The sequence below is a fragment of the Nonomuraea sp. NPDC003214 genome (genome assembly GCF_053590035.1).
On record NZ_JBSFSX010000009.1, the window covers coordinates 79,814 to 105,799 of the forward strand.

At 70.5% G+C, this 25,986-nt stretch carries 22 protein-coding genes and 1 riboswitch; of the genes, 11 read left to right on the forward strand and 11 right to left on the reverse strand.

Annotated elements, in window-relative coordinates; translation table 11 throughout:
* The first annotated feature begins 7 nt into the window (after positions 1–7).
* Both ACWDXC_RS28300 and ACWDXC_RS28305 read left to right on the forward strand, forming a co-directional pair.
* The gene (locus ACWDXC_RS28300; protein WP_449986703.1) at positions 8–2,530 is read left to right on the forward strand and encodes an L-aspartate oxidase; all 2,523 of its coding nucleotides are present in this window, start codon (positions 8–10) and stop codon (positions 2,528–2,530) included.
* Positions 2,531–2,533: 3 nt separating this feature from the next.
* Complete coding sequence (locus ACWDXC_RS28305; protein ID WP_219501408.1) at positions 2,534–3,316, forward strand: type III pantothenate kinase; 783 nt, start codon at positions 2,534–2,536, stop codon at positions 3,314–3,316.
* 51 nt (positions 3,317–3,367) lie between these two features.
* Here the strand turns inward: ACWDXC_RS28305 and ACWDXC_RS28310 are convergent, their stop codons facing one another.
* Positions 3,368–3,841, reverse strand: coding sequence for a hypothetical protein (locus tag ACWDXC_RS28310; RefSeq protein WP_449986704.1), 474 nt, complete (start codon positions 3,839–3,841; stop codon positions 3,368–3,370).
* A 169-nt stretch (positions 3,842–4,010) separates the two neighbouring features.
* On the opposite strand from ACWDXC_RS28310, the gene lysX reads away from it, so the two are divergent.
* Positions 4,011–5,468 carry a bifunctional lysylphosphatidylglycerol synthetase/lysine--tRNA ligase LysX gene (gene lysX, locus ACWDXC_RS28315; RefSeq protein WP_364171982.1) on the forward strand — a complete coding sequence of 486 codons (1,458 nt, stop codon included), beginning with the start codon at positions 4,011–4,013 and terminating at the stop codon, positions 5,466–5,468.
* Here the strand turns inward: lysX and ACWDXC_RS28320 are convergent.
* Positions 5,452–6,579 (reverse strand): cytochrome P450, encoded by a 1,128-nt coding sequence (locus ACWDXC_RS28320; protein WP_449986706.1) that lies wholly within the window; start codon positions 6,577–6,579, stop codon positions 5,452–5,454. The two genes, lysX and ACWDXC_RS28320, sit on opposite strands and share 17 nt — an antisense overlap.
* Before the next feature lie 238 nt (positions 6,580–6,817).
* Here ACWDXC_RS28320 and ACWDXC_RS28325 point away from each other — a divergent pair, with 238 nt between their 5' ends.
* On the forward strand, positions 6,818–7,030 hold the full coding sequence (locus tag ACWDXC_RS28325) for a LuxR C-terminal-related transcriptional regulator (protein ID WP_219501411.1): 213 nt from the start codon (positions 6,818–6,820) through the stop codon (positions 7,028–7,030).
* A 26-nt stretch (positions 7,031–7,056) separates the two neighbouring features.
* Here the strand turns inward: ACWDXC_RS28325 and ACWDXC_RS28330 are convergent, their stop codons facing one another.
* A complete protein-coding gene (locus tag ACWDXC_RS28330) occupies positions 7,057–8,052 on the reverse strand; it encodes a C40 family peptidase (protein ID WP_364171215.1) in 996 nt (331 codons plus the stop codon).
* Positions 8,053–8,055: 3 nt separating this feature from the next.
* Positions 8,056–8,203: riboswitch (cyclic di-AMP (ydaO/yuaA leader) on the reverse strand.
* Positions 8,204–8,469: 266 nt separating this feature from the next.
* Here ACWDXC_RS28330 and ACWDXC_RS28335 point away from each other — a divergent pair.
* From ACWDXC_RS28335 to ACWDXC_RS28360, 6 genes are all read left to right on the forward strand, one after another.
* Positions 8,470–9,039 carry an amino-acid N-acetyltransferase gene (locus tag ACWDXC_RS28335; protein WP_219501412.1) on the forward strand — a complete coding sequence of 190 codons (570 nt, stop codon included), beginning with the start codon at positions 8,470–8,472 and terminating at the stop codon, positions 9,037–9,039.
* Between the two features lie 85 nt (positions 9,040–9,124).
* Entirely contained in the window at positions 9,125–10,372 is a 1,248-nt protein-coding gene (locus ACWDXC_RS28340) for an RDD family protein (RefSeq protein WP_449986709.1), read from the forward strand.
* Between the two features lie 112 nt (positions 10,373–10,484).
* Positions 10,485–10,970 (forward strand): RDD family protein, encoded by a 486-nt coding sequence (locus ACWDXC_RS28345; protein ID WP_219501414.1) that lies wholly within the window; start codon positions 10,485–10,487, stop codon positions 10,968–10,970.
* A gap of 514 nt (positions 10,971–11,484) precedes the next feature.
* A complete protein-coding gene (locus ACWDXC_RS28350; RefSeq protein WP_219501415.1) occupies positions 11,485–11,817 on the forward strand; it encodes a histone-like nucleoid-structuring protein Lsr2 in 333 nt (110 codons plus the stop codon).
* A 709-nt stretch (positions 11,818–12,526) separates the two neighbouring features.
* Positions 12,527–15,016, forward strand: a complete 2,490-nt coding sequence (locus ACWDXC_RS28355; protein WP_449986711.1) for an ATP-dependent Clp protease ATP-binding subunit — start codon at positions 12,527–12,529, stop codon at positions 15,014–15,016.
* A 353-nt stretch (positions 15,017–15,369) separates the two neighbouring features.
* On the forward strand, positions 15,370–16,308 hold the full coding sequence (locus ACWDXC_RS28360; RefSeq protein WP_449986713.1) for a TIM barrel protein: 939 nt from the start codon (positions 15,370–15,372) through the stop codon (positions 16,306–16,308).
* A 14-nt stretch (positions 16,309–16,322) separates the two neighbouring features.
* On the opposite strand, the gene ACWDXC_RS28365 is transcribed toward ACWDXC_RS28360, so the two are convergent.
* Together ACWDXC_RS28365 and ACWDXC_RS28370 are read right to left on the reverse strand one after the other, a co-directional pair.
* On the reverse strand, positions 16,323–16,793 hold the full coding sequence (locus tag ACWDXC_RS28365) for a MarR family winged helix-turn-helix transcriptional regulator (protein WP_219501422.1): 471 nt from the start codon (positions 16,791–16,793) through the stop codon (positions 16,323–16,325).
* Between the two features lie 10 nt (positions 16,794–16,803).
* A complete protein-coding gene (locus ACWDXC_RS28370; protein WP_449987323.1) occupies positions 16,804–17,562 on the reverse strand; it encodes an A/G-specific adenine glycosylase in 759 nt (252 codons plus the stop codon).
* 196 nt (positions 17,563–17,758) lie between these two features.
* On the opposite strand from ACWDXC_RS28370, the gene ACWDXC_RS28375 reads away from it, so the two are divergent.
* A complete protein-coding gene (locus ACWDXC_RS28375) occupies positions 17,759–18,439 on the forward strand; it encodes a hypothetical protein (RefSeq protein ID WP_219501426.1) in 681 nt (226 codons plus the stop codon).
* A gap of 29 nt (positions 18,440–18,468) precedes the next feature.
* Here the strand turns inward: ACWDXC_RS28375 and disA are convergent, their stop codons facing one another.
* The 6 genes from disA to ACWDXC_RS28405 form a co-directional block, all read right to left on the reverse strand.
* Positions 18,469–19,551 (reverse strand): DNA integrity scanning diadenylate cyclase DisA, encoded by a 1,083-nt coding sequence (gene disA / locus ACWDXC_RS28380; protein ID WP_219501428.1) that lies wholly within the window; start codon positions 19,549–19,551, stop codon positions 18,469–18,471.
* 957 nt (positions 19,552–20,508) lie between these two features.
* Entirely contained in the window at positions 20,509–21,915 is a 1,407-nt protein-coding gene (gene radA / locus ACWDXC_RS28385) for a DNA repair protein RadA (RefSeq protein ID WP_449986715.1), read from the reverse strand.
* 361 nt (positions 21,916–22,276) lie between these two features.
* On the reverse strand, positions 22,277–24,487 hold the full coding sequence (locus ACWDXC_RS28390) for a M28 family peptidase (protein ID WP_449986717.1): 2,211 nt from the start codon (positions 24,485–24,487) through the stop codon (positions 22,277–22,279).
* 73 nt (positions 24,488–24,560) lie between these two features.
* Positions 24,561–24,866 carry a thioredoxin gene (trxA, locus tag ACWDXC_RS28395; RefSeq protein ID WP_219501434.1) on the reverse strand — a complete coding sequence of 102 codons (306 nt, stop codon included), beginning with the start codon at positions 24,864–24,866 and terminating at the stop codon, positions 24,561–24,563.
* The gene (locus ACWDXC_RS28400; protein ID WP_219501436.1) at positions 24,863–25,231 is read right to left on the reverse strand and encodes a MerR family transcriptional regulator; all 369 of its coding nucleotides are present in this window, start codon (positions 25,229–25,231) and stop codon (positions 24,863–24,865) included. The genes trxA and ACWDXC_RS28400 overlap by 4 nt, the downstream gene beginning before the upstream one ends.
* 44 nt (positions 25,232–25,275) lie before the next feature.
* Positions 25,276–25,974 (reverse strand): class I SAM-dependent methyltransferase, encoded by a 699-nt coding sequence (locus tag ACWDXC_RS28405; RefSeq protein WP_449986720.1) that lies wholly within the window; start codon positions 25,972–25,974, stop codon positions 25,276–25,278.
* Between the last annotated feature and the right edge of the window lie 12 nt (positions 25,975–25,986).

Genomic DNA, 25,986 nt, shown 5'->3' on the forward strand with positions numbered 1-25,986 from the left:
AGACCCCATGAGTGCACCGGCCATTCCCCTGCGGCTGGCAGCGCCCGAACCCGGGTGGAACGTCGAGGCCGACCTGGTCGTGGTGGGCTCCGGCATCGCCGGACTGACGGTGGCGCTGCACTACGCCGAGCTCGAACCCAGGGCCAGGGTCCTGGTCGTCACCAAGGACGTGCTGTCGGCCGGGTCCACCCGGTGGGCCCAGGGCGGGATCGCCGCCGTCCTGGACCCGGCCGACACCCCCGACGAGCACCTCGGCGACACCCTGGTCGCCGGGGTGGGGCTGTGCGACGCCGAGGCGGTCCGCGCGCTGGTGACCGACGGCCCGGGCGCGCTGCGGCGGCTGATGGGCCGGGGCGCCGAGTTCGACCGCACCCCCGACGGGCACCTCCAGCTCACCCGCGAGGGCGGCCACCGGCGCGACCGCATCGTGCACGCGGGCGGCGACGCCACGGGCGCGGAGGTGCAGCGGGCGCTGGTCGAGGCGGTGCGGGCGAGCGGCATCGAGGTGATCGAGCACGCGCTGGTGCTCGACCTGCTGAAGGACGCGAACGGCCGGGCCAGGGGCGTGACGCTGCACGTGATGGGCGAGGGCGCGGGCGACGGGGTCGGCGCGGTGCGCGCCCGCGCGGTCGTGCTGGCCACCGGCGGCATGGGCCAGGTCTACTCCTCCACCACGAACCCGGTGGTGTCCACCGGCGACGGCGTGGCGCTGGCGCTGCGGGCCGGGGCCGTGGTGCGGGACCTGGAGTTCGTCCAGTTCCACCCGACCGTGCTGTGGCTGGGCGCGGGCGCGACCGGCCAGCAGCCGCTGATCTCCGAGGCCGTACGCGGCGAGGGCGCGTTCCTGATCGACCACGAGGGCAACCGGTTCATGACCGGCGTGCATGAGCTGGCCGACCTGGCGCCGCGCGACGTCGTGGCCAAGGCCATCACCCGGACGATGCGCGAGAGCGGGCGCGAGCACGTCTACCTGGACGGCCGCCACTTCGGCGAGGACAAGTGGCGCACCCGGTTCCCGACGATCTACGCGGTCTGCCGCGAGCACGGCATCGACCCGGCCGCCGAGCCGATCCCGGTGGCTCCCGCCGCCCACTACGCCAGCGGCGGCATCCGTACCGACCTGCGGGGCCGTACCAGCATCGAGGGCCTGTACGCGTGCGGCGAGGCGGCGTGCACGGGCGTGCACGGCGCGAACCGGCTGGCCTCGAACTCGCTGCTCGAAGGGCTCGTCTTCGCCGAGCGCATCGCCGAGGACATCCATCGCGTACGGCCCGAACCGGGCGAGCCGGTGGTGTCCGGAGCGCCCGCCGGGCTGATCGACCCGAGGGCGCGCGGCCGGATCCAGGCGCACATGAGCGCCGGGGCGGGCGTGCTGCGCAGCCGCGCGTCGCTCACCGCCACCGCCAAGGCGCTGCACGACGCCCGGTGGACCCCGGTCCACGTGGCGTCGTGCACCGAATCGTGGGAGACGACGAACCTGCTCACCGTCGCGACCGTGCTGACCGGCGCGGCGGCGGCGCGGCAGGAGACGCGCGGCTCCCACTGGCGGGAGGATTTCCCCGACCTCGACGACGAATGGCTGGGGCACCTGGACGTGACCCTGACGGAGGAGGGCGTGCACATGACCTACACCCCGCACGGTGACGCGATGCCGCGGCGCCTGGCGCAGGAGCTGGCCGCCGCCGGCGTGGACCCGGCCGAGACCGACGCGGTGATCGACCGGGCGCTGGCGGAGGACCTGCAGGCGGCGGGCGACGTGACGAGCCTGGCGACGATCCCGGCCGGGCACCGCTCGGTGGCCGACGTGGTGGCGCGGGCCGACGGCGTGGTGGCCGGGCTGGCGGTGGCCGAGGCGGTGTTCGCGCGGCTGGGCGCGGGCCAGGCCGAGCGGCGGGTCAAGGACGGCGAGCGGGTGCGCAGGGGCGACGTGCTGATGACGGTGGAGGGCCCGACCAGGGCCCTGCTGACCGCCGAGCGCACCGCGCTGAACCTGCTCACCCACCTGTCGGGCATCGCCACGCTGACCGGGCGCTGGGTGGCGGCGATCAGCGGCACCGGGGCGCGGGTGCGCGACAGCCGCAAGACGCTGCCGGGGCTGCGGGCGCTGGAGAAGTACGCGGTACGCTGCGGCGGCGGCGTCAACCACCGGATGTCGCTGTCGGACGCGGCCCTGATCAAGGACAACCACGTGGTGGCGGCCGGCGGGGTCGCCGAGGCGTTCCGCGCGGTGCGCGAGCGCTACCCGGACGTGCCGATCGAGGTGGAGGTCGACAGCGTCGAGCAGCTTGAGGAGGTGCTCGCCGAAGGGGCGGACCTGATCCTGCTGGACAACTTCACGGTGGAGCAGACCGCCCAGGCCGTACAAATCGCTAAAAATGGGGCGAAAAACGCGGTTGCGCTGGAGTCCAGCGGGGGATTGACCTTGGAATTGGCGCGTGATGTGGCCGAAACTGGCGTGGACTACCTTGCGGTGGGAGCGCTGACCCACTCGGCGCCCGCCCTGGACGTCGCACTGGATCTACGGGGGTAATCGATGCTGCTCACGATCGACGTCGGCAACACGCACACGGTGCTCGGGCTCTTCGAGGGCGAGGACGTCATCGAGCACTGGCGGCTGGCCACCGACGCCCGCCGCACCGCCGACGAGATCGCCGTCGTCCTGCAGGGGCTGCTCGGCCAGTCGCCCCTGCTCAAGGGCGCCGACGTGGGCGGCATCGCGATCTGCTCCACCGTGCCCAGCGTGCTCAACGAGATGCGCGAGATGTGCCGCCGCTACTACGGCGACGTCACCGCCGTGGTCGTCGAGCCCGGCGTCCGCACCGGGGTGCCGGTGCGGATGGACAACCCCAAGGAGGTCGGCAGCGACCGCATCGTCAACGCGCTGGCTGCCATCGACCAGTACGGCGGGCCGTGCATCATCGTCGACTTCGGCACCGCGACCTCGTTCGACGCCGTGTCGGCCAAGGGCGAGTACGTCGGCGCCGTCACCGCGCCCGGCATCGAGATCTCCGTCGACGCCCTCGCCGCGGCCGGGGCGCAACTGCACAAGGTCGAGCTGATCCGCCCCCGCTCGGTGATCGCCAAGAACACCGTCGAGGCGCTCCAGGCCGGCATCATCTACGGCTTCGCCGGCCAGGTCGACGGCATCGTCGAACGGATGGCCGCCGAGCTGGCCGACGACCCCGACGACGTGACCGTGGTCGCCACCGGCGGCCACGCCGCGCTCGTGGTGGGCGAGTCGCGCTGCATCGACGTGCACGAGCCCTGGCTGACGCTCATCGGCCTGCGCCTGATCTACCAGCGCAACACCGCGTGAAAGCGGGCGGCCCCCCGCTCGGGAAGGGAGCCGCCCGCCGTCCGGGGTGGATCACTCGCTCTCGGCCGCGTACAGGTGGTCCCAGTGGCCGCACTTGCTCACCCAGTGCTTGTACGGGTGCACCTGGCAGACCTTGACCCGCAGCGCGGAGACGTCGTCGACGCTGAAGCCGAACTTCTTCGAGCCCGGGTAGCCGCAGTGCTTCCTGCTGTAGACCTCGTCCCACTCGTGGTCGAAGCCGGCGGCCTGAAACCTGACGTAGGCGCACCTGCCGCCCTGCCCGTAGCCGCGCGAGTCCAGGTCGTACAGCCGGCCCTTGACGTGGACGGTGTTGGACTCCTGGTGCTCGTCCCACTCGACGCCCACCCACCCCTTGGCCTTGGCCAGGTGGTGCCTGGCGTGGACGGGACCCCACTGGTCGCTCTGGTCGTAGGGGCCCGGCGAGGCGGCGGCGGCCGGCGCGGTCAGAGCCAGCGTGCCGGTCGCGGCGGCGGCGAGGAGCGCGATCGCGATCTTCTTGAACATGATCTCTCCTTGAGCTCCTTCCCGACCCGGCGCCCTACCGGTTCCGCTGAGCTCGTGAGTCATGGGTAACTCCGCGTGGTTGCAGCACCCCTTCACCGGACCGACGAGAACTTGCAGGCGGCCGTATCCCCTACGCTTTGATGCTGTGAGCGACGAACTTCCCGAGCAGATGCGCATCCGGAGGGAGAAGCTCGACCGCCTTCGCAGCGAAGGCGTCGACCCTTACCCGGTGAACTTTCCCCGTACGGCCACCAACGCCGAGGTCCGGGAGAAATACCAGGGCCTGGAGCCCGACACCCAGACCGGTGACCGGGTGGGCGTCGCCGGGCGCGTCATGCTCAACCGCGTCGGCGGCAAACTCTGCTTCGCCACGCTGCGCGACGGCAGCGGCGACCTGCAGGTGATGATCTCGCTCGACAAGGTGGGCGAGGAGTCGCTGGCGGCCTGGAAGCGCGACGTCGACCTCGGCGACCACGTCGGCGTCGAGGGCGAGGTGATCACCTCACGGCGCGGCGAGCTGTCGATCCTCGCCGACAGCTGGCAGATCACCGCCAAGTGCCTGCGCCCGCTGCCGGAGAAGCACGTCGGCCTCACCGACCCCGAGGCGCGGGTCCGCCAGCGCTACGTCGACCTCATCGTCAACGACGAGGCCCGCGAGATGGCGCGCATCCGCAGCGCCACCGTGCGCGCGGTCCGCGACTTCTGGCACGAGGAGGGCTACCTGGAGGTCGAGACGCCGATGCTCCAGCCGATCCACGGCGGCGCGGCGGCCCGGCCCTTCAAGACCCACATCAACGCCTACGACATGGAGCTCTACCTTCGCATCGCGATCGAGCTCTACCTCAAGCGGCTCGTCGTGGGCGGCATCGAGAAGGTCTTCGAGATCAACCGCAACTTCCGCAACGAGGGCGCGGACTCCACGCACAACCCCGAGTTCACCATGATCGAGGCCTACGGGACCTACCTCGACTACAACGACATGGCCGACCTGACCCAGCGCATGTACCAGAAGGCCGTGGTGGCCGCGCTGGGCACGACCGTGGTGGTGCACGACGGCGTCGAGGTCGACCTGGGGCTGCCCGAGTGGCCTCGGGTGAAGCTCTACGACCTGGTGTCCGGCGCGGTGGGCGAGGAGATCACCACCGAGACGCCGCTGGAGCGGGTGCGCGCGCTGGCCGACAAGCACGAGGTGCACTGGGACGCCAAGTGGGGCCAGGGCAAGCTGGTCCAGGAGCTGTTCGAGGAGCTGGTCGAGCACACGCTGATCCAGCCCACGTTCGTCATGGACTACCCGCTGGAGACCTCCCCGCTGACCCGGCAGCACCGCGACAACCCGCTGCTCACCGAGAAGTGGGACCTGATCGGGTTCGGCACCGAGCTGGGCACCGCCTACTCGGAGCTGGTCGACCCGATCGAGCAGCGCCGCCGCCTGGTCGAGCAGTCGCTGCTGGCGGCCGGCGGCGACCCGGAGGCCATGCAGCTCGACGAGGACTTCCTCCAGGCGCTGGAGTACGCCATGCCGCCGACGGGCGGCATGGGCGCCGGAATCGACCGGATGATCATGGCCTTCACCGGCAAGAACATCCGCGAGACGATCCTCTTCCCGCTGGTCAAGCCCTCCCGTTGAGCCGCACCGGCAGGGTGGCGAGCCCGCGCAGCACCAGGTTTCCCTTGTACGGCGGCGCGGGGTCGGCCAGCTCCAGCTTCGGCGCCGCCTGAGCCAGGGCGCGCAGCGCGATCTCGCCCTCCAGTCTGGCCAGCGGCGCCCCGAGGCAGAAGTGGATGCCCAGCCCGAACGCCAGATGCCGGCCCGGCGTCCGCTCCACGTCGAAGCGGTCCGGGTCGGCGAACGCGGCGGGGTCGCGGTTGGCGGCCCCGACCAGTGCCAGCACCGCGCTGCCGGCGGGCACGGCGGTCCCGGCCAGCTCCACGTCCTCCAGCGCCACGCGCATGGTGAGCTGCACGGGCGGGTCGTACCTGAGCACCTCCTCGACCACCTGCTGGGGCGCGTCGGCGGCGCGCCCGAGCACGCCGTGCCTGACCAGGTTGAGCACGCCGTTGCCGATGAGGTTGACGGTCGTCTCGTGCCCGGCCACGAGCAGCAGCACGCAGGTGCCGAGCAGTTCCTGCTCGGTCAGCTCCTCGACCTGGGCGAGCGCGCTGAGCAGGTCGTCGCCGGGCCGCTCGCGCCGCAGCGCGATGAGGCGGCGGAAGTACTCGCGGAACTCCTCCCGGTCGTGCTCGGTCCGGGAGATCAGGTCCGGTGGCACGATCGGGTCGAGGCTCCTGGCCAGCGTCTCGCTCCAGCCGCGGAAGCGCTCGTGGTCCTCGGGCGGCACGCCGAGCATCTCGCTGATCACCATGACGGGCAGCGGGTAGGCGAACGCGCTCATCAGGTCGGCCTCGTCGGGCAGCGCGTCGAGAAGCCCGGCGGTGATGGCCTCGATCCGCGGGCGCAGCCGCCTGATCATGCCCGGGGTGAAGGCCCGGCTGACCAGGCCGCGCAGCCGGGTGTGGTCCGGCGGGTTCATCATCAGGAACGAGCGGGGCGGCTCGCCGTCGGGCGGGGCGCCGTGGCCGAACCGGGCGTCACGCAGCACCGCGGAGCAGAGCTCGTGCGTGGTGGCGACGAGGAGTCCGCCGCGGGTCCGCAGCAGCGCGTCGCTCTCGCGCAGCTCGCGGTAACGGGTGTACGGGTCGCGCAGGAAGCCGGGGTCGGATGGATCGAACCCGAGCATGTCCGTTGGCGTCAAAGGAGCGTAGTCAGGATCGCTGTGATCGATCATCATGCTCCGATAAGTGCCGACATATGGCGAGTACTTCACATACAACGGATCATGTCAACGGAGGAGGTCAAGTGCGGCGAATTTCGTGCTTGACGACCTTTCCTGGATGCGTTTACCGTCTGCGAGGATGTGCCGCTCCGGTCGGGCCGTAGACGTCTCCGGGTGGTGCTGGTGGGGGGGAGGGCTCCCGATGGATGTGCTCACAGAAGGCGTTGAGCTGAGCCGTGCCGATCTGGCGTTGCTGGCCGAACTGGCCAAGGGCGTCACCGTGGACCGGGTCGGCCGGCGCCTTGACATCAGCGGTCGCACCGTGCGGCGAAGACTGCGCGGCATCTGCGACCGCATAGGCGTGGCCACCGCGATCGAGGCGGTGGCCTGGGCTGCCCGCAGGCAGCTCATCTAGGGCCGATAGCCGGGCTCTGGCGCCGGCTAGTCGGCGATGCGGACGGCTCCGGCGAAGGGGCGCCGGGCGATGGACGCGATCCGCACCACGTCGCCGGTGCGCGGCGCGTGCACCATCATGCCGCCGCCCAGGTAGATGCCCACGTGGTGCAGGTCGTTGTAGAAGAACACCAGGTCGCCCGCGCGCAGCTCCTCCTTGGAGATGTGCCGGCCGGCGGTCCACTGGTCACCGGTGTAGTGCGGCAGCGAGATGCCCACCTGCTGGTAGGCGGCCATCACCAGACCGGAGCAGTCGTAGCCGCGCGGCCCTTCGGCGCCCCAGATGTACGGCTTGAGCTGCTGGGTGAGCGCCCACTTGGCGGCCTGGGCGGCCTTGCCCGAGCCCGGGATCGGCAGGTTGACCTTGACCGCCGGGGTGCCCGGCCGGCCGGCCTCGCCGAGCGCGCGCCTGAACAGGCTGCTCTCGACCTTGCCGACCAGCTTGACGATCCGGTCGCGCTTGGCGTCGAGGTCCTTGACGATCTTCGAAACCTCGGTGATGCGGGCCTTGGCGCCGGCGCGGGCCCGCTCGGCCGCCTGCATCGCCTTGGTGAGCTGGAGGATCTCCTCGCCCTGCTGCTGCTGGATCGCGTAGTTGGTGGCCGCCAGGTCGAGGTAGCCCTCGGGGTCGTCGGAGTTGACGAACGCCAGGGTGCCCGACAGGCCGCCGTTGATGTAGGTGGTCTGCGCGAGCAGGATCGCCTTGGAGCGCTTGTCGGCCAGCTCGGCCTCGCTGGCGGCGAGCGTCTTCTTGGCGTTGTCGGCGGCCTTCTGGGCCGTCTTGAGCTTCTCCCGCTGGCCGTTGTACTGCTCGGCCAGCGTCTCGATCTCCAGGTGCATCTCCTCGACCTGCTCGGAGAGCTCCTTGAGCGAAGGCTTGGGGTCGGCGGAGGCTGGTGAGCCCAAGGGCAGAGCGAGGACCAGTGCGGCCACGGCGGCCAAGCCGACGACACCGAATCGCTTCTTGCCAGAGCGCCTGTCCAACCAAGCTCCTTCCGTTGACGCCTACCGGGTTAGCTGACGGGTTCGGGCCGGAGCAGCCCTACCGAGCGTGGCTCGGATTCACCCCTGGCAGCGGGTTGACGCCGCCGGCGGGTCCCCGGCTCCCCTCGCGGGGATTGGGCGTGTCGACCGCGCGGTGTGCGCGGGTGACATCGTCGCTGGACACTAATGCACTCCTGGTTCCTGCTCAACCGGAACTGCCGAGTCTGTAGAGGTTTCACAACCGACGGGTCACAAGGTGATCTCGTGGCGAGCCGTACAGAAAAGACTTTATGCCCTCTTTGCCCCAAGTTCGCCCGATCGTGAAACTGTAGGAATCGTGCAATCCGGAGCGTGCACGCACAGTGACGGTCCGGGAGTTTGGGTCGAGCCGTAATGGGGTCTGTACTCTGGATGGCCATGGAGCAGGTCGCCGAGCTAGCGGTCCCCGAGACCGAAGTGCTCGTCAGGCGCGCGCGGACCAGGGACGTCAGGGCGATCAAGCTCCTGGTCGACACCTACGCCGGCGTCGGGCGCAAGATGCTGGAGAAGGCCACCGTCACGCTGTACGAGGACGTCCAGGAGTTCTGGGTGGCCGAGCGGGGCGGCGAGGTCGTCGGCTGTGGCGCGCTGCACGTGCTCTGGGAGGATCTGGCCGAGATCCGCACCGTGGCCGTGCACCCCTCGGCCCGGGGTTTCGGCATCGGCCATCGCGTGGTCTCGGCTCTCATCAGGACCGCTCGGGAGCTTGGGCTGGAACGTGTATTTTGTCTCACTTTCGAGGTGGACTTCTTCGCGAGGCACGGGTTCCGTACGATCCAGGGCACGCCCGTCTCACCCGAGGTGTACGCCGAACTCCTGGCCTCGTACGACGAGGGCGTCGCGGAGTTCCTCGACCTCGAACACGTCAAGCCGAACACCCTGGGCAACACACGCATGCTGCTCCACTTGACATCGGGTGACGCGGACCTTGACTGCCGAGAAAGGTGATTGTTGATACCTATGTCGATACGTTGGGCAGGACAGGCATGTGCCCTGACACGTGCCACATGCGCACTCGAAGCGAGGTGACACGGTGAGCACAGGACAGCCGCCGTATCCACAGGACGATTCCCCCGAGAACTCCCCTGAATACGGCCAGAACGCAGGACGCCCCCAGGGGCAGCCCGACCCCGACGCGACGGTCGTCGGCTACCGCGTGGACGACCCCTACGGCCAGCAGCCCCCCTACGGTCAGCAGCAGGGCTACGGCCAGCAGCCCCAGTACGGCCAGCAGCCCCAGCAGGGCTACGGCCAGCAGCAGCAATATGGTCAGCAGCCGCAGTACGGCCAGCCGGACTACGGGCAGCAGCAGGGCTACGGCCAGCAGCCGCAGTACGGTCAGCAGCCGCAGTCCCAGCCGGGTTACGGTCAGCAGCCCCCGTCGGGCCAGCAGCCCCAGTACGGCCAGCCCGACTACGGCCAGCAGCAGCAATATGGTCAGCAGCCGCAGTCCCAGCCCGACTACGGCCAGGGTTACGCCCAGCAGCCGCAGTCCCAGCCGGGTTACGGCCAGCAGCCCCAGTACGGCCAGCCGGACTACGGCCAGCAGCAGGCTTACGGCCAGCAGCCCCAGTCCCAGCCGGGTTACGGCCAGCAGCAGTACGGTCAGCCCGACTACGGCCAGCAGCAGGGCTACGGGCAGCAGCAGTACGGTCAGCAGCCCCAGTACGGGCAGCAGCAGTACGGCCAGCCCGCCTACGGTCAGCAGCAGGGCTACGGCCAGCCCCAGTACGGGCAGCAGTACGGCCAGCCGGTGGGCATCCAGCCGCCCGGCGCCCCCGCGCCGCTGGCGGAGTGGTGGCAGCGCCTGGTGGCGAGGATCGTCGACGGCCTGATCTTCGGCGTCGTCTACTTCATCATCAACCTCATCCTGGGCATCTTCTTCGTCGTCAGCTACAACTCGGTCACCGGCGTCACGACGGGTATCGCGAGCTCCCTCATCGTCGGCGTCATCCAGTACCTCCTCCTGGCCGCGCTCTACGTGGCCTACGACTTCTTCATGACGAAGATGAGCGGCCAGACCGTCGGCAAGATGGTCATGGGCATCAAGGTCGTCCAGGTGGGTCATGCGATGCCGTCCGGCGGACTGCCCAACGACGCCGCGCTCAAGCGGGCCGGCGGGACCTGGGGCGGCTACGTCCTGGGCGTCATCCCGCTCCTCGGCCCGCTTCTCGGCGGCGTCCTCGTTCTGCTGAACGCGGCTTCCCAGCTCTGGGACAAGCCGCTGCAGCAGACGTTCGCCGACAAGTTCGCGAACACCGTGGTGGTCAAGATCAAGTAAGTCTCAGCAACAGCGAAACAGGGGCCGGCATCGCGCCGGCCTCTGTTTTGTGTGTACGAGCCGTACCAGAATGGGGGGACGCCGAGGGCCGCCGAACGGACGAGGTGAGGTTATGGCCGCGACACCCGAGACCGGCGTGCTGCCGGCGGAATGGTGGGAACGGCTCGTCGCCCGCCTCATTGAAGCGCTCGTGTTCGGAGTCTTCTATTACATTCTGTTCATTGCGCTATGGGGCGTCTTCCGGACTGTCGGGGTGTTGGACGCGTTCGAGGGGCGGCTGCCCGGCGTGTTCGCGTGGGTGGGCGCCGGCCTGGGTTATACGGTCTATGACTGGGTCGCACTTTCCCGGGGTGGGCGCACCTTCGGCAAGGCGATCATGGGGATTCGGGTGGACCCGGAGGGTCTTCCGGCGCGGGTCCGGCTGAAACGCGCCCTGCTGTATCCGGCGCCTGCCATGCTGATGGGCATTCCGGTGGCCAATCTGCTGGCCGGAATGTTCGTGTTTGGCGTCGGCCTGCTCATCTTGATCGACAAGCCGCTCCAGCGCGGGCCGCATGACAGGCTGGCCGGAACGCTGGTCGTAAAAGATCTTCGTTGAGGGTTCCGTACCTGCGCTGATGGCTTTTCGCAAAATTTCCGCTTGATCCGGTAAGGAGCCTGGAGAGACTGGCATTAGGCTATGAGGCGTCCGGGTTGCCGGATGTTGGGGCGCCTGCCAGGCTATGGGCATCTCTGTGCCGCTATGGTCGTGTGTGGGCGGCTGTCGCCTCGAGTGACACGAGGTCCGCCAGGCTCGCGCCGGCCCTGCAGCCTGTGTATAAAGCGCCCCTGAAACCCCGTCAGCCGTGGAGGCGAGGCCGAATGGAAGCCGTAACAGAGGTATTGTCAGCGCTCATCCCGCCCGTCGTCGTGGGCGGCGCCTTCATCTTTGGCGTCGTGAAGTTGGTGCGGCACGAGGGCGCCGGCCGGCGGCCAAACCGCCAGGATCAGGCCGACAACCGCAACTGATCGGCCGCTCAGCCGAATCCCGTGGCGCTGAATTGTCTTAACGTCTTTCCGGGTATATGTTTGGGCGAGCGAATGAAACAATGCTCCGGGAAAGGATTGCGTAGATGGCCAAGCAGATCCAGGAGATTCTCATCGATGACCTCGATGGGGGCGAGGCCAATGAGACGGTCAGCTTCGCTATTGACGGCTCCACCTATGAGATTGACCTCAGCGACCTTAACGCCAAGAAGCTGAGGGACGCTCTGACGCCTTTCGTGCAGCACGCCCGCCGGGCGGGCGCCGTATCCACGCGCCGTCGCGGGCGTGGCGGGCAGCGGGCGATGAGCCGCGAGAAGAGCGCCGAGATCCGTCAGTGGGCCAAGGCCCACGGCCTTCCGGTCAGCGAGCGGGGCCGCATCGCCTCCACCGTCGTCGAGAAGTACGAAGCGGCTCACTAAGGAGCCGATCTCCTGACCATGCGCTTATGCCGTTCGCCTAGGACCCCGGCGGCCGCCATAAGCGCATGATCATTTCTGCCATTATCTCAAATGGTGGACATCGGGATTTGTTGATCTTCTGATCCGCCCCTTAAGTGGGCGTTTGGGTCCATTTACGCGGGCGTGGCGCCGGTTATGTCCCGGCTCCGCGCCCGTACTGATCGGTAACGCGGCTGACCAGATGCCCCGTTCCGGTCATGCCCCGCCTGGCATTGCGTCCCCGTTCCGGTCGCGCTCGGGCCGGCATTGCGCCTCCTGTTCCGGTCGCGTTCGGGCGGCATTGAGCCCCCTGTTCCGGTCACGCTTGGCCTGGCATTGGAGCAGGACATACGATGGAAGACAGGACGCGGCGTCCACCGCGATCGGGCGCGGCCGCCCCTGGCTCGCCCCCGCGTCCGCAGCCGATCCGTGCCGTTCCGGTCGCGCCGCTCCCGGCGAATTTCGAGCCACTTCACCCGGGCGCCCTAAACCTCGTTCGCTGGTGGCGTATCGGGAACACGTGACCCCCGAACAGTAGTTGGATGGAGGGTGAACGCCCTGCTCTCGGGGAACGTGTCTGCTATAGAGCGCGTCAGCGGCAGTGGGCACGGTTCGCCGAGCCAGGGCTAGCATGCGGGATGACGGGACCGGATTTACCGGCCTGACTGACCGCTCTGTGAGGAGCGACGAGATGTTCGAGAGGTTCACCGACCGAGCAAGGCGTGTTGTCGTCCTGGCCCAAGAAGAGGCCAGGATGCTCAACCACAACTACATCGGCACTGAGCACATTCTTCTTGGTTTGATCCATGAAGGTGAAGGCGTAGCCGCCAAGGCTCTGGAGAGCCTGGGCATCAGCCTTGAGGGTGTGCGTCAGCAGGTCGAGGAGATCATCGGCCAGGGCCAGTCGGCTCCGTCGGGGCACATTCCGTTCACCCCGCGGGCCAAGAAGGTCCTCGAGCTGTCGCTCCGTGAGGCTTTGCAACTGGGTCACAACTACATCGGCACCGAGCACATCCTGCTCGGGCTCATCCGTGAGGGTGAGGGTGTGGCGGCTCAGGTGCTGGTCAAGCTTGGAGCTGATCTCAACCGTGTCCGGCAGCAGGTCATCCAGTTGCTCCACGGTTACCAGGGCAAGGAGCCGGCCGCAGCGGGTGGCCCGCAGGAGTCGGCCCCGTCGACCTCCCTGGTGCTCGACCAGTTCGGCCGCAACCTGACCCAGGCCGCCCGTGAGGGCAAGCTGGATCCGGTCATCGGCCGTGAGAAGGAGATCGAGCGGGTCATGCAGGTCCTCTCCCGGAGGACCAAGAACAACCCGGTTCTGATCGGCGAGCCCGGCGTCGGCAAGACCGCCGTCGTCGAGGGCCTGTCGCAGAAGATCGTCAGGGGCGAGGTGCCCGAGACGCTGAAGGACAAGCAGCTCTACACGCTTGACCTCGGTGCCCTGGTCGCCGGCTCGCGCTACCGCGGTGACTTCGAGGAGCGCCTGAAGAAGGTGCTCAAGGAGATCCGCACGCGCGGCGACATCATCCTGTTCATCGACGAGCTGCACACGCTAGTGGGTGCGGGCGCCGCGGAGGGCGCGATCGACGCCGCCAGCATCCTCAAGCCGATGCTGGCCCGCGGCGAGCTGCAGACCATCGGCGCCACCACGCTCGACGAATACCGCAAGTACCTCGAGAAGGACGCGGCGCTCGAGCGCCGGTTCCAGCCGATCCAGGTGGCCGAGCCGTCGCTCAGCCACACGATCGAGATCCTCAAGGGTCTGCGCGACCGCTACGAGGCGCACCACCGCGTGTCGATCACCGATGGCGCGCTGGTCGCCGCCGCGCAGCTGGCCGACCGCTACATCAGCGACCGCTACCTGCCCGACAAGGCGATCGACCTCATCGACGAGGCCGGTTCGCGGATGCGCATCCGCCGGATGACCGCTCCGCCGGACCTGCGCGAGTACGACGAGAAGATCGCCAACGTCCGCCGCGACAAGGAGTCCGCGATCGACGCGCAGGACTTCGAGAAGGCGGCTGCGCTCCGCGACCAGGAGAAGCAGCTCCAGCTCAAGCGCGAGCGGCGGGAGAAGGAGTGGAAGGCCGGCGACATGGACGTCGTCGCCGAGGTCACCGAGGAGCTCATCGCCGAGGTCCTCGCCACGGCCACCGGCATCCCGGTCTTCAAGCTCACCGAGGAGGAGTCGCAGCGCCTGCTCCGCATGGAGGACGAGCTCCACAAGCGGATCATCGGCCAGGACGACGCCATCAAGGGCCTGTCGCGCTCCATCCGGCGCACCCGCGCCGGTCTGAAGGACCCGCGGCGTCCCGGTGGCTCGTTCATCTTCGCGGGCCCGTCCGGTGTCGGTAAGACCGAGCTGGCCAGGACCCTCGCGGAGTTCCTGTTCGGTGACGAGGACGCGCTGATCTCGCTGGACATGTCCGAGTTCATGGAGAAGCACACCGTCTCCAGGCTGTTCGGCTCGCCTCCCGGCTACGTCGGCTACGAGGAGGGCGGCCAGCTCACCGAGAAGGTGCGGCGCAAGCCGTTCTCCGTGGTGCTCTTCGACGAGATCGAGAAGGCGCACGCCGACATCTTCAACTCGCTGCTGCAGATCCTGGAAGACGGTCGCCTGACCGACGCCCAGGGTCGCGTCGTCGACTTCAAGAACACGGTCATCATCATGACCACCAACCTCGGCACCCGCGACATCTCCAAGGGGATCGGGGTCGGGTTCGCGAAGTCCAACGACGCCGACTCCAACTACGACCGGATGAAGGCCAAGGTCCAGGAAGAGCTCAAGCAGCACTTCCGGCCCGAGTTCCTCAACCGTGTCGACGACATCGTGGTCTTCCACCAGCTGACGCCGAAGGAGATCATCCAGATCGTCGATCTGATGCTCACCCAGGTCAGCGCCCGGCTGAAGGACCGCGACATGGGGCTCGAGGTCTCCCCGGAGGCCAAGCAGCTGCTGGCGGACCGCGGTTACGACCCGGTCATGGGCGCCCGGCCGCTGCGCCGGACCATCCAGCGCGAGCTGGAGGACTCCCTGTCGGAGAAGATCCTCTACGGCGACCTCCGTCCCGGTCAGACCGTCAAGGTGACGATCGAGGGCGAGGGCGACGACGCCAAGTTCGTCTTCACCGGCGAGAACACCGCCAAGGTGCCCGACTCGGCCGCGGCCATCGCGGGCTGACGTCACAGGTTCGCGCAGAACCCCTCGTGTGATCTCTCACACGAGGGGTTCTTCGTTTTCCGGGGCTTCGCCGGACAAAAATTCAAGATCAGGGCTACTGTTGCCGAATTGTTGAGCGGCCGGGTGTACCGCCACCAAGAGTAGTACTACACTACGTAGAGCAGAGTCGAAGTCCCATCCAAGTGACCCGCAAGAGCGCGTCCCTACGGTGGGGCCTGCTCCCTGAGGTGTAGGAGGCAATCAACTCAGGGCTGACGCGTGAGCCCACCGGAAGCAGCCATGCTCGTCCGGGTCCGCGCGACACACCGCGCGGGCGGGGGCCGAACAACCAGTGCAAGCCGTGGAGGAAGTCGATGCGCCTGCGTCACGATGACGGAACGCTCGTTCACCTCGCCTACAACGCAGGCGTTCACCCCGCAGAAGACCTGGAGAACCTGATCGCCCACCTGACCCGTTACGCCGTGCCGGTGCGCAAGCGGCTCGGCGTGGACCGGATGGGCATCGGCCTGTGGCTCTCTCCCGCCGTCGCCGACCACCTCACCGCCGACCGCATCGAGCTCGTACGCCTGCGCCGCTCGCTGGACGAGCGCGGTCTCGAGGTCGTCAGCCTCAACGGCACCGGCGGCCGCAACCAGGACGTGCCCGGCCCCGACTGGGCCAAGCCCGAGCGCTACCGCTACACGATGGCGCTGGCCAAGATCCTGGCCTTCCTGCTGCCCGACGACGTACGGTTCGGCAGCATCTCGACGATACCGATCGGCTGGCGGCGCGACTGGCCCGCCGACCTGCACGCCATCGCCACCCGGCGGCTGGAGCGGCTGGCCCGCGAGCTGCGCGGCATCTACAGCGTCACCGGCAAGACCATCCGGGTCGGGTTCGAGCCGTGGCCCGGCTGCGTGCTGGAGACGACCGAGCAGGCGCTGGAGCGCGTCGGCGGCATCGACTCCGAGCACCTGGGCGTCTGCCTGGACGCCTGCCACCTGGCGGGCGGCGCCGAGGAGGCCGGCGAGGCCCTGCGCGGCCTGGCGGCGACCGGCGCGCCGGTGGTCAAGCTCGGCCACGTGCACAACCACGGCGCCGGCACGCCCAACACCGGCGCGGTGCTGCACGACACCCTCGCCGCGATGCTGTCGGGAGCCGTCAGCGGCAGCGCCCACATCGAGGTCGAGACGCACAACCTGGCCGTCCCCGGCCGGGCCAAGGGCCCGGGCGCGCTCGTGTCGATGCTCGCCCAGGAGCTCGACTGGGCCCGCACCAGCCTGACCGGCCTCGGGCTGCAGCTCGCCGCCTGACCCGCTGATCCGCCCTACATCGTGCCGAACCAGCCCGGCACGTCCAGCCGCCAGAGGCCCTCGGGGGTGACCTTGCGCAGGTCGTCCTCCAGGGCCTCCAGGCGGTCCTGGCCCAGCTCCTCCGCCCAGCGGGCGCGCAGCGCGTCGAAGATGCGGGCCGACCTGGCCAGCGCGTCGACGCCGAACGGGGTCAACCGGACGATCTTGCGCCGCGTGTCGTCCGGGTCGCGGGTGCGCTCCACGTACCCGGCGCGCTCCAGGGTCTCGATCGTCTTGCCCGCCGCCTGCTTGGACACGCCCAGGACCCGCCCCAGGTCGACCGCCGTGGTGCCCCGGGAGCCGATGGCCTGCATGACGAAACCGTGCATGGGACGCATGTCCGGATGGCCCTGACGGGCCAGCTCCGCGTGCAGCTCGTCGATGAGCACACGGAAGGCCAGGAAGAGGCGGAGCGGCAGCTCGAAGCCCGGGGTCGCGCTTGGCACGCTGGACAGCCTATGCGTGGGGCAGCCGGTACGTCCCGTCGGGCAGGGGCTCCGCGAGCCCGTCAGCCACCAGGCCGTCCAAGGCCCGCTCGCGCTGCACCGCGTCGTCCCACACCACGTCCAGCGCCGCCTTCGGCACCGGCCCGTGGGCGTCCCGCAACACGGCCAGCAGACGGCCCCGGCACTGCCGGTCGGTCCCCGCGTACGTCTGCCCCTTGCGCGGCGGCCCGTCGTGCGGCGGCTTGCCCGCCAGCCGCCACGCGCACGCCGACGCGATCGGGCAGTCGGCGCACCGCGGCGCCCGGGCCGTGCACACCAGCGCGCCCAGCTCCATCACCGCCACACCCCACCGGGCCGCGCCCAGCTCAGGCAGCAGCGACTCCGCCAGCCGGCGCTCCGCCGCCGAGGTCGCGGTAGGCGGGTACTCCTCCGCCCGCACCGCCCTGGCGAACACCCGGCGCACGTTGGTGTCGAGCACCGCGTGCCGCCCCCCGTACGCGAAACTGGCCACGGCGGCGGCCGTGTACTCGCCGATGCCCGGCAGCGCGAGCAGCGTCGCGTGATCATTCGGCACCTCGCCGCCGTGCTCCTCCGTGATGGCCCGCGCGCACGCGTGCAGCCGCAGCGCCCGCCGAGGGTAGCCGAGCCTGCCCCAATGGCGTACGGCCTCCCCGGGAGGCTCAGCGGCCAGATCCTTCGGGGTCGGCCAGCGGGCCATCCACTCCAGCCACACCGGCAGCACCCTCGCCACCGGCGTCTGCTGCAACATGATCTCGCTGACGAGCACGCCCCACGGCGTCGCGTCCGCCGCCCGCCAAGGGAGTTCTCGGGCGTTGTTTTCGTACCACTCCAGAATGGGAATGTGTAGGAGTTTCGGCTCAACCACGGGCCCCAGCGTATGCCGAGATGGCAAGGTGCGGCGTGTCGTCACGCTAGGTGGCCGCACCAATGAACATGCTGTGCGTATGGACCCGGATGCGATGCGTGACGACCCTGGATTCGGAGGCGACGTCTACTGGCGGCGGCGCATGAGCGTGCTCGTCGCGGTGCTCGTGGTGGTCGCCGTGGTGGCGTGGGCCTGTTCGAGCAGCGCCGGAGGGCCGGAACGCGCCTCCAGCGCGCAGACCTCGCAGACCCCGGCCCCGGCCGCCGACCCGCTCCTCGCGGGCCTGCGCACGCTGGCCCTCGGCACCGCCACACCCACGCCGACACCCAGCCCGGCCAAGGCCACCGAACAGGCGCGCACCCAGCGCCCCGGCGAACCCTGCGCCGAACGCGACCTGGTGCTGGGCCTCCAGGGCAAGCAGGAGATCTACGCCGGCGCCGCCCGCCCGAACTTCCTCATCACCGTCGTCAACACCGGCGACGTCATGTGCAAGGCCGACGTCGGCCCGCGCGCCATGGAGATCCGCATCACCTCAGGCGAGGACCGCATCTGGTCCACCTCCGACTGCGTCAGCGGCCCCGGCACCGAGGTCAAGGAGCTGCAGCGCGGCGTCCCGTACGTGCGCTCGCTCGACTGGGACCGCCGCCGCTCCAGCGGCGACTGCCGCGCCGACCCGCCCACCGCCCTGCCGGGCACGTACGTCGCGGTGGCGCGCATGGGCAAGCTCAAGAGCCCCAAGGGCGTCTTCCACCTGCGCTGACCCGCACGGCCGCGCCCCGGGAGACCGGGTCAGACGTAGCGCTCCAGGATGGACGACTCCGCCAGCCGCGACAGCCCCTCGCGCACGCTCCGGGCCCGCGACTCGCCGACGCCGCCCACCTCCTGGAGGTCGTCGATGCTCGCCGCCAGCAGCTTCTGCAGGCTGCCGAAGTGGTTGACCAGCCGGTCCACCACCGTCGCCGGCAGCCTCGGCACCTTCGCCAGCAGCCGGAACCCACGCGGGCTCACCGGGCTGTCGAGCTTGTCCGTGCCGCCGTGCCCCAGCACGTTCGCCACCACCGAGAGGTCCAGCAGCTCGCTGCCCGACAGCGCGTCCAGCTCCTGCATCGCCTCCGACAGCCGCCGCTGCCGCCGCCCCGCCGGAGCCGGCAGGTAGTCGCGGATCACCAGCTCCCGATCGGAGTCGACCCCCGCCACCAGCTCGTCGAGCTGCAACGACAGCAGCCTGCCGTCGGTGCCCAGCTCCACCACGTAGCCCTTGATCTCGTCGGAGATCCGCCGGACCATCTCCAGCCGCTGCGCCACCGCCGCCACGTCGCGGACCGTCACCAGATCCTCGATCTCCAGCGCCGACAGCGTGCCGGACACCTCGTCGAGCCGATGCTTGTAGCGCTCCAGCGTCGCCAGGGCCTGATTGGCCTTGGACATGATCGCCGCCGACTCCTCCAGCACGTAACGGATGCCGTCGAGATAGAGGGCGATGATCCGCATCGACTTGCTGATCGCGATGATCGGCAGCCCCGTCTCCTTGGCCACGCGCTGCGCCGTACGGTGCCGCGTGCCGGACTCGTCCGTCGGAATCGCCGGATCCGGCACCAGATGCACCGCCGCCCGGACGATCTTGTGGTCGTCGCTGACCACGATCGCCCCGTCCATCTTCGCGAGCTCCCGCAGCCTCGTGGCCGAGAACTCCACATCCAGCTCGAACCCGCCGCTGCACACCTGCTCGACGACCCTGTTGTAACCGAGCACGATCAGGCCGCCGGTCTGACCGCGCAGGATTCGCTCCAGGCCGTCGCGCAGCGGAGTGCCCGGGGCCACAGCCGCCAGGGCTTCGCGACGGCGGTCGTCAAGACTCCTGTCGTTAGGCACCTGACCCCCGTGTCGAATAGTCAAGCCCAGCTTATCCCCGCCGCCCGAGATCCATCCCCCCTCTTCCACCCCAACCACCCCACCCACCCCGGCCTCCGGCACCCTCCAACCACCCCACCCACCCTCGCCTCTGACCCCCTCCAACGCCCCCACGCGCCCCCCACGCCATCCCCCTCCGACCGACTCGGACGCCCCTCCCCACCCCGGCCGCCACCGCCTACGGTGCTCCTCGTGTTCCCCGCGCGGATCCCATCCGCGGCGCGCCCGACTCACGCCGTGGGGGTCTCCCGGAGGCCCGGCCAATCCAGCGACCGCCCTGAACGGCCGCCCTCCTCAGGAACCCCCCGCAACCGCTGTACCGGGCGGCCATGGACGGCTGCGCCTTCGAGGCAGCCTGACGTCTCAGCAGGGGCGACACCCCAGGGGCGGCGAGCGCCCTCGGGGGGCCGACGCCTCAGAGGCGCCGGGCGCCGTCACGGGCCCCCAGAGGCGGTGAGCGTCGTCGCGGGCCGACGACACCCAGAGACGGTGAGCGTCGTCGCGGGCCGAGATCTCAGAGGCGGTGAGCGTCGTTACGGGCCGACACCCCAGAGGCGCCGGGCGCCGTCGGAGGGCCGGCGTCTCAGAGACGGTGAGCGCCGTCACGGGCCGAGATCTCAGAGGCGGTGAGCGCCGTCACGGGCCGAGATCTCAGAGGCGGTGAGCGCCGTCACGGGCCGAGATCTCAGAGGCGCCGGGGCTGCCGGAGGGCCGACACCCCAGAGGCGGTGAGCGCGGTCGGGAGCCGATACCTCGGAGGGGCCGGGCGCCGTGGGGGCCGGCGCCTCCGGCGCGGTTGGCGCCCCACAGCGGGATGGTCCTCGGCGGGAGGGCCGGGGCCGACGAAGCGCCCTGGCCCTTGGGAGGGCCGGAGCCTAGAGGGAGCGGATCACGTACGGGCCGGACCGTGAAATGGGGTCAGGTCACGTGGGTCAGGGCGTCCCAGACGTTTTCGGCTTCGACGACTTCGAAGCCCGGGGCGAAGGCGACCGGGCCGACCGGGACGAGGGAACGCTGGCCGTTCGGCTTGCGGGTGCCTTCGTTGAGGGAGCCGGCCGGGACGAGGCCGCGTTTGAAGCCCATGCGGGCGGCCTCCGAGAGGCGGCGGCGGACGTCCTTGACCGGCCGGAGCTCGCCCGCGAGGCCGACTTCGCCCAGGGCGACGAGGCCGGCGGGGAGGGGCTTGTCCCCGGCGGCGCTGGCGACGGCGAGCATGACGGACAGGTCCACGGCCGGGTCGGCGAGTTTGATGCCGCCGACCGTGGCGGTGAACACGTCGCAGCCGCCGAGCCGGGCGTTGAGCCGGCGTTCCAGGACGGCGAGGATCATCTGCACCCGGTAGGTGTCGAGGCCCGAGGAGGTGCGGCGGGGCTGCTGGGCCTCGGTGCGGGCGACCAGGGCCTGGACCTCGGCGGGGAGGGGGCGGGTGCCTTCGACGGTGACGGTCACGCAGGTGCCGGGCACGGGGCTGCTGCGCCGGGAGACGAACAGGCCGCTCGGGTCTGTGATGCCTTCGATGCCGCGTTCGTGCAGGTCGAAGCAGCCGACCTCGTCGGTGGGGCCGAACCGGTTCTTGATCGCGCGCACCATGCGGAGCCGCGAGTGGCGGTCGCCCTCGAAGTTCAGCACCACGTCGACCAGGTGCTCCAGCGTGCGGGGGCCGGCGATCGAGCCTTCCTTGGTGACGTGGCCGACGAGCACGGTGGACATGTTGCGCTCCTTGGCGAGGCGGACCAGGTTGGCCGCCACCTCGCGCACCTGGGTGACGCCGCCCGGGACGCCGGTGGCCTGGGCCGAGCCGACCGTCTGGACCGAGTCGACCACGAGCATCCGGGGCTGGACCTTCTCGACATGGGCGATCAGGGCCGACAGCTCGGTCTCGGCGGCCAGGTAGAGGTGGTCGCGGATGGCGCCGATGCGGTCGGCGCGCAGCCGCACCTGGGCGGCGGACTCCTCGCCCGTCACGTAGAGGACGGTGTCGCGCTCGGCGATGCGGGCGGCGGCCTCCAGCAGCAGCGTCGACTTGCCGATGCCGGGCTCACCGGCCAGCAGCACGACGGCGCCGGGCACCAGGCCGCCGCCGAGCACGCGGTCGAGCTCGCCGACGCCCGTCGTGCGCGCGGCCGCGATCTCGGCCTTGACCTGGCCGATCGGCATCGCCGGGGCAGTGGTGGCGCCGGCCTGGACGACGTGCGCACCGCCCCGGGCGCCTTCCTCGTCGACCGTGCCCCACGCCTGGCACTCGCTGCACCGGCCCACCCACTTGGTGGTACGCCACCCGCATTCGGCACAGCGGTAACCGGGCTTCTGCGCTGTCTTGGCCATGCCGAGCAGGGTAGCGGCCAAGACCGACAATCGTCCCGGGTGGCAGGGCCGCCGACCGGCCTGCGCTGCCCGGCCCGCGACCGTCTCGTGGTGCTGGGCCCGCCGACCGCCCCACGCAGCCGGGGCCCACGACCGGCCTGCGCGGCCGACCAACGACCGCCCCGCACCCCAGGGACCCGCGACCGCTCCGCACCGCCCGGGAGTTGAGGCTGGCGGCTCGTACGGGGCTGGCGGCTCGTACCGGGCGTGGGCCGCCGATCCCCCAGCGACGACAGGGCGGCCCAGGGCGTTGGGGTGCCCTGGGCCAGGTGAGGCGGGGGAGTCAGTGAGGTCGGTGCGTCTGCGGCGGTGGGGGCCGTGGTTAGAGGGTGTGGTCCTCGAAGACGGTGGCCAAGGGGTTCATGACGACGGTGTCGGGGGTGGGCTGGTAGCCGGGGAGGGACGGGAGGTCGTGGCTCTGCTCGAAGGCGCGGAGGCGGGCCGGGCCGGGGGGCAGGGTGAGGGTGACGCGCAGTTCGCCGGGTGGGGCGTGGTAGGCGAAGCCGGTGCTGGTCAGGTCGCGGCCGTTGACGGTCATGCGGGCGGGGGCGGCGCCGGGGGGCAGGCTGAGGCCGGTGACGGGGGCGTCGCCGGTCGGGGTCAGGCGCAGGGTGAGGGTGCGGCCGGTGGGGGTGGTCTGGTCGTCGAGCACCGACAGCGCCGGGGCGCGCAGGGGGGCGGGCTGGGCGGTGGTGGTCGTCCAGGCGCCGGTGGGGAAGAAGTGCTCGCTGCCGGGGGTGGCGGTGTCGGTGCGGGTGCCCCAGACGGCCCGCTTCTCGCCGGCGTCCATGGCGTACGCGAGCCGGAGCTGCCGGGGGTGCGCGGCGTCGAAGCGGTCGGCGTACAGCCCGGCGGCCAGGAGGGCGACGGCGGCGGCCACGGCCACGAGCGGCGGCAGGAAGGCCCGGCCGCGCCGCCCGGAGCGGTCGGCGGGGGGAGTCTGCTTGAGGAGGGGGAGGAGGAGCAGGGCGAAGAGGGCGAAGTGGGGGGCGGCGATCATGCCGCCGATGCCGAGGCCGATGTCCAGGGAGGTCACGGCGTTGGCGGCGAGCAGGAGGACGGCGGGCGCCAGGCCGAGGGTGAGGGCGACGGCGGGCAGGGCGGTGCCCGGGAGGCGGCGGGCGATCAGCCAGCCGGCGGCGGCGAACAGGGCGGGCCAGGTGAACGTGTGGGAGCCGCCGGGGAGCAGCAGCGCCGAGAGCGTGCCCAGGACGGCGACCAGCAGCAGGGCGCCGGCGGCGAGCGCGGTGGCGCCGAGGCGGCGCAGGATCGCCCGCCAGGCCAGGACGACGGCGACGGTGAAGGTCAGCAGGGCCGCCTGGTAGAGCCAGGGGCGGTAGGGGTCGCCGGTGAACATCTGGTCGTATTCGGGCCTGATGAGGCCGAGCAGCGGCATCACGGCGAACCCGGCGGCGGCCGACAGCAGGACGGGCACCAGCGCGAGCAGGGCGCCGGCCAGGGTCCGGGGCAGCGAGGCGGAGCCCTCTCCGGCAGGGGAACGGGCTGGGCGGCGCAGGGTCCAGGTGAGGGCGACGGTCAGGGCGAGGGCGAGGGCGGCGATGGGGAGTTCGAGCCAGAGCGGGTAGCGGATCAGGGTGCCCGGAATCGTGAAATAGACCGAATCGTCCCCGGTCCGCAGCTTGGTGAGGTCGGCGTCGCCGAGGGCGCGGGCGACGCCGAGGGTGTTGTCGCCCATCTGCTGCAGGCTGCTCAGGCTCAGGTGGGCGGGGTCGTCGAGCGGCGAGTGGTAGTAGGCGCCGCCGCCGACGAAGGCGGAGTCGAGGCCCAGCCAGCCCGCCTCGTCGAAGACGTGGAAGTCGGTGTTGTTGGGCAGGATGCTGAGCAGCGCGGCGAAGGCCGAGTCGGCCGACGGGTGCGGCGCGGCGGCGCCGTAAAGGTCGATGAGAGGCGCGGAGCCCGGCGAGGCGCGGAACATCTGGACGGCGCCGCGCACGCCGCGGGCCTCGTTGTTGACGACGACGACGGTGCCCTTGGCCAGCGAGTCGTCGCGGGCGAACGTCTCGGCGCCGAGCAGGCCCTGCTCCTCGCCGTCGGTGAGCAGGACGACGAGGTCGTTGCGCTGGCCGGGCGGCAGCGACCTGACGACCTCCAGGATGGTGGCGACGCCGGCCCCGTCGTCGGCGGCGCCGGGCGCGGCCGGGACGGAGTCGTAGTGGGCGGCCAGGATGACGCGGCCGGTCGGGTCGGTGCCGGGGCGGACGGCGACGATGTTGCGCATCGTGCCCATCGGGGTGACACCGCCGATGTCGAGCGGCAGGACGCCGACGCCTTCCTGGACGCGGGTCTCCAGGCCGAGGGCGCGCAGCTCGGTGAGCAGGTGGTCGCGCACGCGGGTGTGCTCGGCGGAGCCGGTGGGGTGCGGTGCGCGGGCGATGGCCTTGACGTGCTCGTGTGCCCTGACGGCCTGGAAGCCTTCGCCGGAGTCGCGTGGCGACGGGGGTGCGAGTCCCGCGACGGTGAGCGCGAGCAGGGCGGCCAGCGTGAGCAGGCCGATCAGGGCGGAGCGGATCATGCGGCAAACCTAGGCCGCGGGGGTGGGGCGGCGAATCAGTCCAGGGAACGATTCGCCGCGTAGATCCTTGTGATTACGCGAGCCCCAACTCGTTGACGAGCAGGCGCTTGGGCTTGGCGCCGATCACCTGCTTGACCGGCTCGCCGCCGTCGAAGAGCAGCAGCGTGGGGATGCTCATGACGCCGTAGCGGGCCATGATCTCGGGGTGTTCGTCGGTGTTGAGCTTGCCGATGGTCAGGCCGTGCTCGGCCTCGATCTCGGCCAGGACCGGCGCGACCATGCGGCAGGGCCCGCACCATTCGGCCCAGAAGTCGACGAGCACCGGCTTGTCGGCCTTGAGCACCTGCTCCTCGAAGTTGTCCGTGGTCAGGGTGATCATCGCTTACCTCCAGAGAACGTGCAGGCGTCGGCGAGCTGGGCCGACACCTCGGCGCGGCGGGTGAGCAGGACGCGGATCTGCTCGTCGATCTCCGCCAGCTTGCGCTGGTAGACGGCGACCGACTCGGGACAGGACCCGCCCGTGCTGTGCCCGGCGCGCAGGCACGCGACGAACGGGCGGGTGTCGTCCAGCGTCAGCCCGACGGACAGCAGCATGCGGATCTCCGACACGAGCTTGACGTCGTCCTCGGAGTAGTCGCGGTAGCCGTTGGCGCTGCGGCGGGCGCTGAGCAGCCCCTGCTGCTCGTAGTAGCGGAGCGAGCGGGTGCTCACCCCGGTCCGTTCGGCCAGCTCTCCGATGCGCATGCCCTCAAGGTAAACGTTGACACTGACGTCAGGGTCAAGCCCGGTCAGTAGTAGCGCCAGCGCAGCACGTTCGGATAGGCCAGCTCCAGGCCGGGGGTCTCGGCGATGGCCTGCTCGGCCACCTCGGGCGCGAACTCGATGCGCAGCACGGCCTCCAGATCGGCCCGCCGCTCGAAGACCATCCGCAGGTCGAGCTCCTGCCGCTGCCATCCGTGGCGGACCCAGAAGTCCTCCACGGCCCTCGCCGAATAGGCCGGCACCGTCCGCTGGAACCACCGGCCGAACGCGCCCCTGGCGGCGTCGAGGTCCACGACGAAGGCCGCCCCGCCGCGCCGTACGACCCGTGAGAGCTCGCGCAGGCCCGGCTCGCAGCCGGGCCCGAAGAAGTACGCCCAGCGCGCGACGGCGACGTCGGCCGAGGCGTCGGGGAGCGGCAGGTCCTGGGCACCGGCGGCGTGCACCTGGACGGAGGGGAGCGCGGCGCAGCGGCGGCGGGCCATCGCGGCCAGGTCGCCGTGGGGCTCGACGCCGATCACCCGGGCGGCGTGGCGCGCGTAGATCGGCAGGTGGAAGCCGGTGCCGCAGCCGATGTCGAGCACGGTGGCGCCCTCCCACGGGCGCAGCGCGCGCATGGCCGCGTCGGCGGCGCCTTCGGGATCGACGGCGCGATTCTCCAGCTCGTACACCTGCGGGGTGTTCCAGATGTTGGGACTGGGAATGGCGCCTTTCGCGATCCTGGGCATGGCCCAACCGTA

Excerpts from the sequence above, each read along its gene's own strand:
- ACWDXC_RS28370 (WP_449987323.1), bottom strand. The coding sequence starts at position 17,562 with ATGTTGCAGCAGACGCCGGTGGCGAGGGTGCTGCCGGTGTGGCTGGAG.
- ACWDXC_RS28355 (WP_449986711.1), top strand. The coding sequence starts at position 12,527 with ATGTTCGAGAGGTTCACCGACCGAGCAAGGCGTGTTGTCGTCCTGGCC.
- ACWDXC_RS28350 (WP_219501415.1), top strand. The coding sequence starts at position 11,485 with ATGGCCAAGCAGATCCAGGAGATTCTCATCGATGACCTCGATGGGGGC.
- ACWDXC_RS28305 (WP_219501408.1), top strand. The coding sequence starts at position 2,534 with ATGCTGCTCACGATCGACGTCGGCAACACGCACACGGTGCTCGGGCTC.
- ACWDXC_RS28325 (WP_219501411.1), top strand. The coding sequence starts at position 6,818 with ATGGATGTGCTCACAGAAGGCGTTGAGCTGAGCCGTGCCGATCTGGCG.
- ACWDXC_RS28335 (WP_219501412.1), top strand. The coding sequence starts at position 8,470 with ATGGAGCAGGTCGCCGAGCTAGCGGTCCCCGAGACCGAAGTGCTCGTC.
- ACWDXC_RS28360 (WP_449986713.1), top strand. The coding sequence starts at position 15,370 with ATGCGCCTGCGTCACGATGACGGAACGCTCGTTCACCTCGCCTACAAC.
- lysX (WP_364171982.1), top strand. The coding sequence starts at position 4,011 with ATGCGCATCCGGAGGGAGAAGCTCGACCGCCTTCGCAGCGAAGGCGTC.
- ACWDXC_RS28400 (WP_219501436.1), bottom strand. The coding sequence starts at position 25,231 with ATGCGCATCGGAGAGCTGGCCGAACGGACCGGGGTGAGCACCCGCTCG.
- ACWDXC_RS28390 (WP_449986717.1), bottom strand. The coding sequence starts at position 24,487 with ATGATCCGCTCCGCCCTGATCGGCCTGCTCACGCTGGCCGCCCTGCTC.
- ACWDXC_RS28405 (WP_449986720.1), bottom strand. The coding sequence starts at position 25,974 with ATGCCCAGGATCGCGAAAGGCGCCATTCCCAGTCCCAACATCTGGAAC.
- radA (WP_449986715.1), bottom strand. The coding sequence starts at position 21,915 with ATGGCCAAGACAGCGCAGAAGCCCGGTTACCGCTGTGCCGAATGCGGG.
- trxA (WP_219501434.1), bottom strand. The coding sequence starts at position 24,866 with ATGATCACCCTGACCACGGACAACTTCGAGGAGCAGGTGCTCAAGGCC.
- ACWDXC_RS28375 (WP_219501426.1), top strand. The coding sequence starts at position 17,759 with ATGGACCCGGATGCGATGCGTGACGACCCTGGATTCGGAGGCGACGTC.
- ACWDXC_RS28320 (WP_449986706.1), bottom strand. The coding sequence starts at position 6,579 with ATGCTCGGGTTCGATCCATCCGACCCCGGCTTCCTGCGCGACCCGTAC.
- ACWDXC_RS28310 (WP_449986704.1), bottom strand. The coding sequence starts at position 3,841 with ATGTTCAAGAAGATCGCGATCGCGCTCCTCGCCGCCGCCGCGACCGGC.
- ACWDXC_RS28345 (WP_219501414.1), top strand. The coding sequence starts at position 10,485 with ATGGCCGCGACACCCGAGACCGGCGTGCTGCCGGCGGAATGGTGGGAA.
- ACWDXC_RS28300 (WP_449986703.1), top strand. The coding sequence starts at position 8 with ATGAGTGCACCGGCCATTCCCCTGCGGCTGGCAGCGCCCGAACCCGGG.